Source organism: Luteibacter anthropi (assembly GCF_011759365.1).
Taxonomy (GTDB): domain Bacteria; phylum Pseudomonadota; class Gammaproteobacteria; order Xanthomonadales; family Rhodanobacteraceae; genus Luteibacter; species Luteibacter anthropi.
On record NZ_JAARLZ010000005.1, the window covers coordinates 70456 to 86507 of the forward strand.

Annotated in this window: 3 protein-coding genes; all 3 read left to right on the plus strand. The window is 65.0% G+C overall.

Features of this window, described 5'->3' with window-relative positions:
- Nucleotides 1-13 precede the first annotated feature (13 nt).
- The 3 genes from HBF25_RS10355 to HBF25_RS10365 all read left to right on the plus strand — a co-directional run bounded on the left by HBF25_RS10355 (nt 14) and on the right by HBF25_RS10365 (nt 16037).
- On the plus strand, nt 14-3193 hold the full coding sequence (locus HBF25_RS10355) for a hypothetical protein (RefSeq protein WP_166948089.1): 3180 nt from the start codon (nt 14-16) through the stop codon (nt 3191-3193).
- Nucleotides 3194-3486: 293 nt separating this feature from the next.
- Nucleotides 3487-9969 (plus strand): polyketide synthase, encoded by a 6483-nt coding sequence (locus tag HBF25_RS10360; protein ID WP_243853173.1) that lies wholly within the window; start codon nt 3487-3489, stop codon nt 9967-9969.
- Nucleotides 9966-16037: a non-ribosomal peptide synthetase gene (locus tag HBF25_RS10365; RefSeq protein ID WP_166948093.1), complete on the plus strand. Its 6072-nt coding sequence runs from the start codon at nt 9966-9968 to the stop codon at nt 16035-16037. Before HBF25_RS10360 ends, HBF25_RS10365 begins: the two co-directional genes overlap by 4 nt.
- The last annotated feature ends 15 nt before the right edge of the window (nt 16038-16052 follow it).

A 16052-nucleotide genomic window follows, 5' to 3' on the forward strand; every position in this document is an offset into this window, starting at 1 on the left:
AGGACGTCCTGCCATGCCCAATGCACCTGCACCTTACCTACCCGCAAAGACAGAGTTCGGTGGCATCAACAACGGAGCTATCTCACCTTACCCAGGGAGTGGCGCCTGGGTTCAGATCAGCTCCAGCACGCTCCAGAAGAGCGACGTCATCTCTGTGTATTGGGCGGATGCAAACGCACCCGTCATCATCGAACCCTTGCAGGATGATCCGAACGTCGCCGTCACCCTGCATGTACCAGGGCCAAAGATATCCCCCTATCCTGGAACGGTGGACGTCTGGTACACCATCTACCGCCCCCTGACGCCGGAAACCATTCTCTCCGACAGGGAGCCCGTACTGGTCAAGTTCACCATTCCCGGCGGCCCGGATCCCAACCCGGCAACGCCGAACATCAATGAGAACCTGGCTGCCATTCCCGAACTGAGGCAACCCATCCCGCCCAACGTCGATCTGATCATCACGATTCCGGCGTGGCTGAACATGACCGTCGGGGACAAGCTCCACCTGGAGTGGGGGTCTTATGCATTTCCCGTGATAGTCATCGGAACTGACTCGCCTGTCGGCCAGAATGTCCGCGTAACGGTGCCCTGGACAATCATCGCCGGCACCGATAACGGCATGGCACTCGTGACTTACCACATTTTCGACGTCGTGAGGAATCACTCCCTATGGGCACCCCCTGCCCTGGCGGACTCGGGAGTGAATCGTTTCAACGCCCCGTTGTTACCCGATGCCGCCAATGGCGCCATCGAGCTAAAGCCTGGCATGCCTGCGGTTCGCGTATGGGTCATCGACAATCGCATACAGGCCGGGGACAGCATCATCCTCTACTCGTCTGGAAAACGGTCGGACGGCACGGCGGTCGATCCCGTTACGGCGACACTCAACGCCACGGGGGCGCTTTACGTTGAATTCACGATGCAGGCGTCCTTTCTGGAGCAACTTACAGGTGGTGAACTGATCCAGTACTACACGGTGTCACGCAATGGCCAGCAACTCGGGCGTTCGGACAATACGGAAACCCGGATCACCGGCCAGGTAGGCAAGCTCCCCAAACCCATCGTTGATCCGGTGGATGCGAACAACATCATCCATCCACTAACTACCACCCGCATCACAGTAAGCGTATCTCGCAGCGTCGCGTTCCAACAGGGCGACATTCTGATCGTACGCTGGAAAGCTGCTACACAGGATGGATCCCGCGAGGTGGAGAACCGCTTCCCCTGGCAGGACCCAAGTGTCGCCATCGATACCGCCGTGCTGCCCTACAGTTTCGGCGGAAGCGTGGACGTGAGCTATGTCATCGAGCGGGGCAGCCAGAAGCTCGAGTCAGAAAGCGAAACCGTCTTCGTCGCACGCATCGCCGACGGCGATCCTTTTCTGCCACGGCCACGCAGCCCCCAGGAGAACCCCGCTGGAACACTCAACCTGGCCCTGTTCCCGGGAGATGCGGCGTTTACGGTGGATCAGTTCCGATTCGCCGATGCCAGCCAGCGTTATTGGCTCACCCTCGAAGGCAGGGACAGCAACGGCGGTGCGGTGACGTGGAATATCGCCGAAGGCGAGGCATTCGGCAGCCTGTCGAATCCCATCACTCTTCGTTCACTGGATCGCACGCGACTGGCGTCCCTGGCGGATGGCTCGACGATGATCGCAAGCCTGTGGGTGACCTACGACGGCTCACCCAACAAGGCCAATGCCGTGAAGTTCAGGACCACCAGTTTCACTATCAGGCAGGCCGCCGCACAGCGTCCGCCTGCGCCGACGGTCGTACAGGCGGACGCCAACGGCAAGCTTGTCGAACCCTGGAAACTGACGAAGCTTCAGGTCCACATACCTTCAGCCGTCGGACTGCAGCCAGGCGATCAGCTACGGGTCTACTGGAATACCGGCGGCAACGCCGGCAGCGATGAAGTTCTGATCACCGCGCCGACGGCCGGCATGAACGTGGATATCAAGCTGTCCGTACTGGCCCATAACCTGGGCAACGTCATTCCGGTGAAGTACGCCATCATTCGCGGCAGCCAGACACTCGAATCGATTACCGCAAATATCAGCGTCGCAGACCTTCCGGATGATCAGGATGAACTGGGTCGCCCCAAGGTTACTCAGGAAGATGCCACCGGCCACATCATCGATCTGAGTACCTTCAAGGGCGATGCCGATGTCATTATCGCAACCTACCCCATGGCGACAGCCAGCCAGCGATACTGGCTCACGGCCAGCGTTGAATTCGCCATCGGCGGGAGACAGGATGTCGATATCGTCAAGGGTGCAACCGTCCCCTATACAGGAGGCCCGACCATCAGCCTCGGCAAGCTCGACCGGACGTTGCTCGACAGCCTGAAAGGTGGATCGATCCTCACGCTGACCCTGTGGGTTTCCTTCAATGAGTCCGCGAACAAAAACGACGCCATTCGCTTTCGCAAGACGGATTACAGCATTCAGCTTCAGGAGTCACTCAAGCTACTGCTCCCTGTGGTTGACAGGGCAACGGGTTCGGGAAGCGTCAAGAACACGCTTGATCCGGGCGACCTGATCGATTCGCAAGGCGTTGCACATCGAATTAACATCACCTTGCCAAAGGAAAACGGATTCAAGGCCGGCGATACGATCACGTTGTACTGGGAAGACAACACCCCCCAGGGAAGTCGCACAGTAGTTGTGCCCACGGTGTTCAACCAGGACATCGCGGTGCTCGTCGACAGCGATGTCATGCGATTCAACCATGGCCATGTCGTCGAGGTCTACTTCACTGTCAAGCGCGACGGAAAGGATCACAATTCGCCAACGCTTCGCCTTACGGTCAAGCGAATTCCCGGCAATACGACAAAATTCAGGCGGGCGACCATCAAGCAGCAGGACGGCCTGTACGACCTGAATCTCTCGAAATTCAAGGGTGACGGCACCTTGCAGATCGAACCCTTTGCATGGCTTGTATCGGGCATGTACTACTGGATCGAGGTGCGGGGCCGCGACAAAAATGGCGAAACAAAGAAATACATCGAAAAGACATTCAACTCCGTGTCCGGTCCACAGATTTATCTGGGTGACGTTGATCGCAAATGGCTCGAGACCCTCATTGACCAGTCTCCATTCTGGATCGATATCTGGGTGTCATTCGATGGCAGCAAGGTCAAGCGTGATGCCGTCGCATTCCGCTCGACCAACTACACGCTGAAGCACAAGTAAGCCATCCACTGCCGAGGTAAAGCCCCGCCCCAGGCGGGGCTTTTTTTTGGTGAACCCTTCATGGCAAGGCTAACCAACCCGGCTAGCCCGCCTGTCGTATATGCCGGTTTCGTGCCGACCCTTATAAATGAACCCTACGGTGCGGGGACTTCCCGCCCCGGTCGCCCGGTGGGGGATCACCCGTTGATCGGTTGGAACGTGCAGTGCGAATGGAGTCCTCAACCCGGTCGCAGTCCACTGCGGGCGCCGCGCAACGGACCGGTCATCCGGCCTATGCCATTTGGGGGGAGCACATGAAAGGTCGGATAGCCTTCGACACGACCGCCGATGCGACGGTACACGGGCGTTTCAGCCACGTGACCCGCATGTGCCCCGCCCGGATCGCCATCGCCTCGGATGCCTGCTCCCTCACTTACGCCGAGCTGGATCAACGCAGTGACGCCCTGGCCTCTGCCCTGCTCGCCGAAGGTGTCTCGCCTGGCGATTATGTCGGCCTGCTCATGGAGCGCTCCGCGGACGCGATTGCCGCCCTGCTCGGTATCCTGAAGGCTGGCGCGGCCTATCTTCCGCTGGATACGACGTGGCCGGATGAGCGACTGGCGTTTGCATTGAACGATGCGGGCGCGCGGGTGGTGTTTACGCGCCGCCATGACGCCCGATGGAAGATCCTGGACCCCGGCCAGCTACCCTCGGCGCAGCGAAACACGCCATCCACCGGCGATGGCGAATCGACGGCTTATGCCATGTACACCTCAGGGTCCACCGGCCAGCCCAAGGGGGTGGAAATCCGTCATCGGTCCATCCTCCGACTGGTGCTGCACTCCGCGTTCATGGACTTCGACGCCCCCGTGGTCCTGCATGCCGCACCGCTGGGTTTTGACGCGTCCACGCTGGAGATCTTCGCCCCGCTGCTGAATGGGGGAACCTGCGTGATCCACGATGAGCACACGCCCACCGGGGCGGGAATCGCGCGTACCGTGACGCGCCATGGCGCCGACCACGCATGGCTTACCGCCGCACTGTTCAACGCCATCATCGACGATGATCCGATGCACCTGGCCGGCCTGCGTTGCGTCCTGACCGGCGGCGAAGCGCTGTCTGTGCGCCATGTGCGCAAGGCCCTCTCGGCGCTACCCCGGGTCCGGCTGGTCAACGGCTATGGCCCCACCGAATGCACGACCTTCGCGACCACCTTCGCCATTCCCCCCTCCTGGAACAGCGACGACGCCATTCCCATCGGCAAGGCCATCGGGCAGACCTCGCTGCATGTGCTCGACGAGAACGGCAACCCCGCCATGCGTGGCGAGCTGTATATCGGTGGCAGCGGCGTGGCACGCGGCTACCTCAACCGGCCCGAACTGACCGCTGCGCGATTCGTCGAATCGGCACTGGGCACGCTGTATCGCACCGGCGACCTGGTGCGACTGCGGGACGACGGGAACCTGGATTTCATCGGCCGCATCGACGGCCAGGTGAAGATCCGCGGCTACCGGATCGAAACCGCCGAAGTTGAACTGGCACTCCGCGCCATCGAGGGTGTAACCGATGCAGTGGTCGCGGCCCGTGAGGACCGCGCCGGCAACAAGCGGCTCGTCGCGTGGTATGCCGCCGAAGAACAGCATGACGCGCGCACGCTGCGTGACGCCCTGGCGCAGCGCCTGCCCGATTACATGTTACCGACCGCGTGGAAGCGCATGGCCTGCATGCCCATCAATACCAATGGCAAGCTGGATCGACACGCCCTGCCCGACCCGGATCAGGCACGCCCGGAGCTTGCAGCCCCTTACGCTGCACCACGCGGCGACATGGAGCAACGCATCTGCGCCATCTTCGAGGACGTGCTGAGCCTGGATCGTGTTGGCCGCGATGACAATTTCTTCGACCTGGGCGGCGATTCCCTGCTCGCCGCAGGTGTCATCACCGCCATCCATGCCACGGTATCGACCCGACCCACCCTCGTGAACCTGTTCGGCCACCCCACCCCCGCGCGCCTGGCTGCGCTGGCCCAGAACACCGATACCGTCACAGAGCCGCCGGGTTCCAGGGGTACCGCGTCAGGTAGCGAGCCAATCGCCATCATCGCCATGGCTGGCCGCTTTCCTGGTGCACCCGACGTCGAGTCTTTCTGGGAAAACCTCTGCGCCGGGCGCGAATCGATCCGCTTCTTTTCACCCGATGAACTGGATCCTGCGGTAGGCATGGAGCGGGAAGATCCCGGCTACGTCCACGCGCGGGGCGTCATCGACGATGTGGAATGCTTTGATGCGGGCTTCTTTGGCATGTCTCCCCGCGAAGCCGAGCTGACCGATCCACAGCAGCGCCTGTTCATGGAACTGTGCTGGGAATGCATGGAGCGCGGCGGCTACGTGCCGGATCGCAACGAGAAGATCACTGGCGTCTTCGGCGGCATGCACAACGCCACCTATTACCAGCGTCACCTGGCCGGCCGCCAGGACCTGATCGATCGTCTTGGCGCGTTCCAGGTGATGCTGGGCAACGAGAAGGATTACCTGGCAACGCGGGTTGCCCACAAGCTGAACCTCACCGGGCCGGCGGTCAGCGTGAACACGGCCTGCTCCACCTCCCTCGTGGCCATCGCCCAGGCATTCGACTCACTGCGTGCCGGACGTTGCGACATGGCTCTGGCCGGCGGTGTCTCCATCAGCTGTCCACCACGCAGCGGCTACGTGGCCCAGGAAGGTTCGATGCTGTCACCCGACGGGCATACGCGCACCTTCGACGAGAAAGCAGGCGGTACCGTATTCAGCGATGGCGCCGCCGTCGTGCTGCTGAAACGCCTCAGCGATGCCTTGCGTGACGGCGATACCGTCCATGCGGTGATTCGCGGCGTCGCCGTGAACAACGATGGCGCGCAAAAGGCCAGCTTCACCGCGCCCAATGCCGCAGGCCAGGCCGCCGTGATCTCGGCGGCGCTGCGCGACGCCGGCGTCAGCGCACGTGATATTTCCTATGTGGAAGCCCACGGCACGGCCACGCCGCTGGGTGATCCCATCGAGATGGAAGGCCTTGTCGAGGCGTTTCGCCGCGATACCGCCGACGCGGGGTTCTGCGCCATCGGCTCCCTGAAGAGCAATGTGGGGCACCTGGTGATGGCAGCCGGTGCGGCGGGTGTCATCAAAACCGCCATGGCCATGGGCGAACGGCGCCTGCCGCCATCACTGCATTTCACCGCGCCCAACCCGAAACTGGGACTGGCCGGGTCACCATTCGTCGTCAACGACACCCTGCGCCCCTGGCAGACGGCTGGAACACCGCTGCTTGCCGGTGTCAGTTCATTCGGTGTTGGCGGCACGAATGCCCATGCCATTCTCGCCGAGGCTCCGGCCAGGACACCCTCCGATGTCGCCAGTGGCAGTCAGCTACTGCTTCTCTCGGCCCGGTCGCCATCGGCGCTTGCCGCGAGTGCCGCACGCCTGGCCGACCACCTTGCATCGCATCCGCAGGGCAACCTCGCCGACGTGGCATGGACCCTGGCGGTGGGGCGCAAGGCCTTCCTGCATCGCTGCCATGTCGTCGCCGCCCATACCGCCGATGCCGAAGCGAAGCTGCGCGACATAGCCGCTGCTGCCAGCGGCCACGCCTGCCGTGACCCTCGTCCCGGCGTGGTGTTTCTGTTCCCTGGCCAGGGCTCGCAATACACCGGCATGGGGCGTGAACTGCATGCCACCGAGCCGGTGTTCCGGGAGGCGCTGGACCAGGTGGCAAACGCCTTGCGCGACGAACTCGGTTTCGACCTGCGCGAACCACTGTTCGATGGCAACGAGGATGCCCTGCGTGAGACGGCGCTGACCCAGCCTGCCACCTTCGCCATCGAATATGCCCTGGCACGCCTGTGGATGAGTCTCGGCATCCGGCCCGCCGCGATGATCGGTCACAGCATCGGTGAATTTGCCGCCGCGGCCATCGCCGGGGTGATGGCCGTGGAAGATGCCGCCCGGCTGGTTGCCCGTCGCGGCCGGCTCATGCAGGCGCTGCCGCCGGGCGCGATGCTGTCCGTGCGACTGGGCGTCGCCGAACTCCGCTCGCGGCTGCCGTCTCATCTTTCGCTGGCGGCGGATAACGCGCCCAATGCAAGCGTCGTCGCCGGCTCGCACGATGAGGTGGAAGCTTTCCGCCTTGTGCTTGAGGACGAAGGCGTCGCCTGCCGCCTCTTGCGTACGTCGCATGCCTTCCACTCGGCGATGATGGACCCGGTGCTCGATGCCTTCCGTGCCGAGGTGGCCCGCGTGCCCCTTTCCGCGCCCGGGCTGCCCATCCTGTCCACGGTGACGGGCGGCGTGCTGAGCGCAACGGATGCCACCTCGGCCGATTACTGGGCCGCGCATCTGCGCCAGACGGTGCAGTTCTCCCCAGCACTGCTGCATGCACTCGACGACACATCCCATACATTCCTGGAAGTCGGCCCCCGCTCCGTGCTCACCCAGCTGGCCCGCCAGCATGCGCAATGCCGCGGACGCGGTGTCATCGCTTCGCTGGCAGACGATGCGGCGGCCGAGCGCAGCGCATGGCTGGATGCCGTCGGCACGTTGTGGAGCGTAGGCGCCGGCCCGGATGTCGCCACGCTCGACCACCGTGGCCAGCGCCGTCGCGTGTGCCTGCCCACCTACCCCTTTGAACGCAAACGGCACTGGATCGACGCACGCCCGCCGGCGTCGGTGACTGCCATCGCCAGCGTCATGCCGGCGACGCCCGCCGTAACACCCGACGTACCGGAGTACCCCATGCCCAGTGAAGCCACCCCACGTTCCCGCCGTCTCGTCGACGAACTGATCGCGTTGTTCGAAGACGTATCAGGCAACGATCTGGCCGGCGCCAGCGCCACGGCAAGCTTCGTCGAACTGGGCCTGGATTCCCTGGCGCTGACCCAGGTGGCCCTGCAATTGCAGAAGACCTACGGCCTGAAGATCGCCTTCCGCGAACTCATGGACGGTTGCGATACGTTCACCAACCTGGCCACCCGCCTCGACAACAGCCTCGCCCCGGAACAGCCCCCTGCAGGAGCGCGCATCGCGCGCGAACAGCCCGTTGAAACCCCCACCTCCGCTCCCGCCGACCTCGTCCAGAGCGTCATCGCCCAGCAAATGCAGATCATGCGCGAGCAGCTGGCAATGCTCACAGGCACGCGGGGAGATGGCGGTACATCCGGGTCGCCGACACGGTCGGCCCCTGCACCAGCGGCGGTGGATGCCGAGGAATCGGGGGTGGCCCACACCACCTACGACGTGAAAAAGGCCTTCGGCGCCATCGCGCGCATTCATACCGGAGGCACCGAACTCACCGCGCGCCAGCGCACGCGCCTGGATGCCTTCATCCGCCGCTACGTCGAGCGCACGAAGGCCTCCAAGGCCTACACGACCGAGCACCGCGACCACCTGGCCGACCCGCGCGTGGTCAACGGCTTCCGCCCGCTGCTGAAGGAAATCGTCTACCAGATCGTGGTGGAACGCTCGAAGGGTTCGAAGGTATGGGACATCGACGGCAACGAATACATCGATGCGCTCAACGGCTTCGGCATGAATCTCTTCGGCTGGCAGCCCGGCTTCGTGCTCGATGCCGTGCGCAACCAACTGGACAGCGGCTATGAAATCGGCCCGCAGCATCCCCTTGCAGGCATCGTGGCCAGGCAGGTCTGCGACCTGACCGGCTTCGACCGCGCTGCGCTGTGCAATACCGGCTCCGAAGCCGTCATGGGCTGCGTGCGCGTGGCCCGCACGGTCACCGGTCGCGAGACCCTGGTGATCTTTACCGGCTCCTACCACGGCATCTTCGACGAAGTGATCGTGCGCGGCACGAAGAAGCTCACCTCCGTACCGGCTGCTCCCGGCATCCTGCGCAACACGGCGGAACATGTGCTCGTGCTCGACTACGGCACGCCGGAATCGCTGGCGATCATCCGCGAGCGTGCGCATGACATCGCCGCCGTGCTGGTCGAACCGGTGCAGAGCCGGCGTCCGGATTTCCAGCCGGTGGAATTCCTGCGCGAACTGCGCGCGATCACCGAGGAAGCCGGTTCACTGCTCATCTTCGACGAGGTCGTCACCGGGTTCCGCTCGCACCCTCGCGGTGCCCAGGCCGTGCTTGGCATCGATGCCGACATGGCCTCGTACGGCAAGGTGGTGGGCGGCGGCTTCCCGATCGGCGTCATAGCCGGCAGGCGGCGATTCATGGACGCGCTGGACGGCGGTGACTGGCGTTTCGGCGACGACTCCGTACCGACCGTGGGCGTGACCTATTTCGCCGGCACGTTCGTGCGCCATCCGCTCGCACTGGCCGCGACCCATGCCGTGCTGACTCACCTCTCCACGCAAGGCGCTGCGTTGCAGGAGCGCCTGAATGCACGCGTGACGACCATGGCGGACGAACTCAACGCCTTCTGCGCCGACGTGGGCGCACCGCTGAAGATCGTCCATTTCGCCTCCGTATGGAAAACCCAGTTCATGGAAGACCATCCCCTGCAGGACCTGCTGTTCGCCATGATGCGCAGCCGCGGGATCCACATCCTCGACAACTTCCCGTGCTTCTTCACCACGGCGCATGACGAGGCGGATTTCGCCGCCATTGCCGGCGCCTTCCGTGAATCGGTGCTGGAACTCCAGGAAGCCGGTTTCCTGCCACGGCGGCAGGAAGCGGCATGCCTCGATGCCGCTATGCCGCCGTTGCCCGGCGCACGCCTGGGCAAGGACCCTGAAGGCCATCCGGCCTGGTTCGTTCCCAATCCCGACCTGCCGGGCAAGTATCTGAGGGTGGGCGCATGACGTCGCCGGAGCGCGCCACCGCCACGGCGGTCGATTACGACCCGTTCACCGGAGCGACGCTGGCCCGCCTCGCTCCGTTGACGGCCGCCCAGCGCGAACTGTGGCTGGCGTCCCACCTTGAGCCAGAGGCTTCGCTGGCCTACAACGAAGCCATCGCCATCACGTTCCGGGGCACCCTGGTACTCGATGCACTGGAAGCATCGCTGCATCGCCTCGTCGAACGCCATGAAGCCCTGCGCTCCACGTTCAGCGCCGACGGCGAACACATGTTCATCGCCGCACATGGGCGGCTGCCGCTGGCGACCCACGATTTCTCGCTGATGGCAGCGTACGAATGCGAGACAAAGCTTCGTGCCGCCTGGTCGCGCATCGTCACCACCGCCTTCGACCTGGAACACGGCCCGCTTGTACGCGCCGAGCTGTTCCGGCTAGGCGACGACCACCATATCCTGACCCTCGCCGCACACCACATCGTGTGCGACGGCTGGTCGTTCGGCGTGATCGTGCGCGATCTCGCCGCCTTATACGCGCAAGGCACGGGCAAGGGACAGGGTCCTGCCCCGGCCGGCGCGTTCTCGAACTTCGCGTTGGACGAGGCGGCGCACGCCGGCACGGAAGCGGCACGGGAGGATGAACGGTACTGGCTCGACCGCTTTGCCGGCGCGGCACCCGTACTGGATCTCCCCACCGACCGCTCGCGCCCGCGGCGGCGCTCGTTCGCCTCACGGCGCGAAGACCGCACCATCGACGCCGCCGAGCTGGCCGCCCTGCGCCAGCTCGGCGTGGCGCACGGTGCCAGCCTGTATGCCACGCTGCTTACCGGCTTTACGGTGCTGTTGCAGCGGCTTACCGGCCAGGACGACCTGGTGATCGGTATCCCCACCGCCGGCCAGGCGGCCACCGGCGAGGACACCCTCGTCGGCCACGCCGTGAACGTGTTGCCCCTGCGTACGCGCGTGGATGCCGGCGATACCTTCGCTGGCCTGCTGGGGCGCGTGCGTGGTGATCTCTTCGATGCCTTCGACCACCAGCGCTACACGCTGGGCAGCCTGCTGGGCCGCCTGTCCCTGGGACGCGATCCGTCGCGCCTGCCCCTGGTCTCGGTACTGTTCAATCTCGATGCGAAACTCGACGACAGCGTCATCAGCTTTCCCGGGATGACGTTCGACGTAGAGGCCGTTCCGCGCGATTACGAAAACTTCGAACTGTTCGTCAACGCCGTGCAGCTTGACGATGGCCTGCGCCTGGAATGCCAGTACAACGCCGACCTGTTCGAAGGTGCCACGGTACAGGGCTGGCTCGATGCCTACGTGACCCTGCTGCGTCAAGCCGCCCGGGATGCGCAGGCCATCGCAGCTGCCTTGCCCGTGGTCTCGGAGGCCGTCTATCGCGAACTGGCCGCGTTGCAGCCCGCTCCCACGCCCTTCCCCGAACTGCGCCTGGCGCATGAATTCTTCGAGCGGCAGGTGGATCGCGCGCCCACCCGTGCGGCGGTGAGGCATGGCGACCGGTCGCTCAGCTACCTTGCCCTGGAATCACGCGCCAACACCATCGCCAATGCACTGCGTGCGCGTGGCATCGGCCATGGCTCGCTGGTGGGCCTGTGCCTGGCGCGCGGCACCGACATGCTGGCCGCCGTGCTCGGCACGCTGAAATCCGGTGCCGGCTACGTGCCGCTCGATCCGTCCTTTCCGGCGGACCGGCTCAGCTTCATGGCCGCGGATGCCGCGCTCGCTGCACTGGTCACGGATGACGATTCACCGCTGCCTTTCGACTTCGATGCCACCCGCCGGCTCGCGCTTGACGGTGCCGAAGTCGCGCAGGCCCCGGACGATCGCCCCGAGCGCAACCGCCGCGCAGCCACGCCCGATTCCGTCGCCTATGTGATCTTCACCTCGGGTTCCACCGGCCGTCCCAAGGGTGTACGCGTTCCGCATCGCGCCGCGGCCAACTTCCTCACCGCGATGCAGCGCATCCCGGGTATCGCACCGGACGACCGACTGGTGGCCGTCACCACGCTGTCGTTCGACATCGCCTTCATGGAGCTGTTGCTGCCGCTGACCAGCGGCGCGGAAGTGGTGATTGCCGGCCGTGACGATGTACGCGATGGCGCGCAGCTGCGCCAGCTGGTGGAAGCCTGCGATGCCACGGTCATGCAGGCCACGCCGGCCGGCTGGCGCCTGCTGGTGGAAGCGGGCTGGCACGGCCGCCCTGCCTTCCGTGCGATTTCTGGCGGCGAGCCCCTGCCGGTGGACCTGGCCGAAGCCCTGCTCGATCGCTGCGGCGAGGTGTGGAACGGCTACGGCCCCACCGAGACCACGGTCTACTCCACCTACTGGCGCGTGTCCGACCCCCGCGAAGGCATCTATATCGGCAGGCCCATCGCAAACACCACCGTGCATATCCTGGACGCGCACGGCAACCACTGCCCGCTGGGCGTACCTGGCGAAATCCATATCGGTGGCGCGGGTGTAACGCTGGGCTACCTGGATCGTGCCGAACTTACCGCCGAGCGCTTCCTGCCCGATCCGTGGTCGGAAAGCCCGGATGCGCGCATGTATCGCACGGGCGACCGCGGCCGCTGGCTGGCGAACGGGCTGATCGAGCACCTGGGTCGCCTCGACTTCCAGGTGAAGGTGCGCGGCTATCGCATCGAACCTGGTGAAATCGAATGCGTGCTCGCCGATGCAGCGGACGTGGCCCGCGCCCTGGTCATGGCGCGCGAGGACCGGCCGGGCGACGTGCGACTGGTCGCCTACATCGTGCCGCGCGAAGGTGCCACACTGGACGAGGACACCTTGCGCAGCCGCCTGCGCGCCCGCTTGCCCGACTACATGGTGCCGCAGCACTTCGTGGTGCTGGACGCACTGCCCCTGCTGCCCAATGGCAAGACCGACCGCAAGGCCCTGCCGGCGCCCATGGCCCATTCCGCCGTGAACGACGCAGAGCGTATCGCTCCGCGCAACGACACCGAGCGCCGCGTGGCGGCGGCCATGGAGTCGGTGCTCAGCCTGCCCGGGCTCGATGTGCGCGACGACTTCTTTGCACTGGGCGGCCATTCCCTGCTGGCAGCGCAGCTCACGGCCCGCCTCAATCGCGAATTCGAGATCACGCTTTCCTTCCGCACGCTGTTCGATGCGCCCAGCATCGAGCGACTGTCCATCGCCATCGATGCGCTGAGCGGAAGTGATATCGCAAGACCCGATCCCATCGATCATCGCGACAGCCAGGACCACGCGCCCCTGTCGCTGATGCAGCGGCGCCTCTGGGCGCTGGAAAAGATGCATCCGGGCCGGGTGACCTATAACGCACCGTCAGCCCATCGCCTGCGCGGCCGGCTCGACGAACACGCATTCGACATGGCCTTCCAGGCCTTGGTGCAACGTCAGCCGAGCCTGCGCACCTCGTTCGTCGATACCGGCGAGGCACTGCTGCAGGTGGTGCGACCGCAGCTGGACTACCGCCTGTTTCCCGCCGAAGACCTCAGCCTGTTTCCGGCCCCCGAGCGCGAGGCACGCCTGATGGCGCGCCTGCGCCAGCTGACGGATACGCCGTTCGACCTGGGCGGCGCGCCGCTGTTCAGCGCGCGCATGTTCCGTCTCGCGGACGACGAGCACGTGCTGTTCTTCATGCCGCATCACATCATCTGGGATGGCTGGTCGTTCGACATCTTCTGCAACGAGTTGTCGGCCATCTACCGCGCCTTCGCAGCCGGCCTGCCCTCGCCGCTGACCGCGCTGCCGGTCACCTATGGCGATTTCGCCGAATGGCATGCGCACTGGCTGGAAACACCGGCCTTCCAGGCCCAGCTGACCGCCTGGCGCGAGCGCCTGGCAAAGATGGGCGATATCCGCCCGCTGCCCACCGATCATCCTCGTCGTCCCGGCATGTCGGGGCTGGGCCATACCGAGTGGATCCATGTAGACCGCGTCACCACGGATGCACTGCACGAGGTGGCACGGCAGGCTGAAGCCACGCTCAACATGACCCTGCTCGCGCTCTACTTCGCCATGCTCTCCAGCTCGGCCGGTCAGCGTGATCTCGTGGTGGGAACGCCTGTTCGAGGCCGCAACCACACCGAGGTGGAATCGGTGATGGGCTACTTCAACAACCTGCTGCCGCTGCATGTGCACGTGGATCCCACGCTGTCCTTCGTGGAATTCGTGCGCAAGGTACGCGGCGTGGCCATCGACGCCTTCGGCCATCCCGACGTGCCGCTGGAATACCTGCAACGTGAACTGCGCATCGGGCATGGCACCGGTGCCACGCTCTACCAGGCGCTGTTCTCGTTCCAGGATGCACGCCAGCGCAACGTGGACTGGGGCGGCCTCGCGCACGAACAGATCCTGCTGTTCCAGAGCGCCGCCACCGAGGACATGGGCCTATGGTTCCTGGAAAACCAGGCCGGCATGGTCGGTGGTGTCACCTACAACGCCGACCTGCTGCGCAGCGATACCGCCCAGCTGATGCGTGAACGCTACCTGGCCATGGTGCAACTGGTGATCCACGATCCGTCGATCGCCGTGGGCCGGCTCACGGCGGCGACCGAGGCCGAGCGCGAACGCGTGCGGCAGTGGCATGCCGACGTCGCCGACAACGTGCCCCATCCGGTAAGTCGTATCGACGAGAGGATCACCGCTTCACCGGATGCCACCCAGGCACTGTCCGATGGCACCTCGTTTTCCCTCGCAACGCTGGAACGCCGTAGCGGACAGGTTGCCCGGGCGCTGGTGGAACGTGGAGCAGCGACGGGTGCCGTGATCGGTGTGTGCCTCGATACCGGACTGGATCGCCTTGCTGCGTCGCTTGCCGTGTTGCGTCTTGGCGGCACGCTGCTTCTGCTCGACCGCGCCGATCCGGCGACATGGCGCCGGGAAGTGCTGACCGATGCACACACGACGCTGCTGGTGGGTGAACGTTCGCTCGAAACACCGCTGGACTGGCCTGCCGATTGCGCCGTGTGGCTCGACGAGCCGCTGCCCGATGGCGGTGCACCGCTACATTTCCAGCCGCCGTCGCCGGCCACGCCTGCCATCGCCTTCCATACCCTCGATGACGAGGGACACGCGACTGGTACTTCGCTGTCGCATGCCGCCCTGGCACTCGCCGTGGATGCGCTGGCGAAGCATGCCGGCAACCAGGCCACGGGTAATAACCGCTTCACGAATGGCTCGGTGCTATCGCTGCTCGGTCCGCTGGTCGCACTGACCGGTGCGCGCGAGCCCGGCAGGTTCGACCATTTTCCTGCGCTGCCGCTGCTGGACGAACGTCCCATGGCAGGTTGCCAGCTATGGATCGTGGATGAAGATGGTGAACCCTGCCCGATCGGTGCCGTCGGCACGATCCTGCTGAAGGGCCCCCTTGCGCCGCAGCCCTTTGGCGCACGAGCCACCAGCGCCGGCGATACCTCTAGGCATCGTTTCGCCCGTTGGCTTGCCGACGGGCGGGTACAGCTGCTGGGTCGCATGGACCGCGTCGTCAGCCGGCACGGCGTCGATGTCTCCCTTCTTGCCGTCGAGGCGTCCCTGCTGGCGCAGCCTGGCGTCGTGCGGGCCGTGGCGGTAATGACGGATGACGAACTGCGCGCCTGGTACGTATCCGCCCCGGGCATGAAACAGGACGCAGAGATGCTGCGCATCGCCTTGGCCGCGCGTCTTCCTGGCTGGGCGGTGCCCGCAAGCCTCGTCGGCCTGGATGTGCTGCCCCTGCTTCCCGAAGGAGACATCGATGTCGATGCCCTGCCGATGCCTGCCGGGATGCAGCAGGAAACAGCCGCTCCGGACGCCTCGCCCAGCAGCGAGAGCGAACGCCTGCTCGCCAGCGTGTGGCAGGAACTGCTGGGCATGCCACGTGTGCGCACCAGCGACAACTTCTTCGACGTCGGCGGCCATTCGCTGCTCGCGGTGGACATGGCGGCCCGGGTACAGAAGCTCACCGGCGTGCAGATGAACCTGCTGGACATCGCCAACGGCACGCTGGGCACCCTGGCGGCGGATCTCGCCTTGGCCAGGCCCGCGCCTCCACCGGCAAAGCGCGGGCTGCTCAGCCGCCTGCTGGGCCGCGGCTGACACCGGTCACAGGGG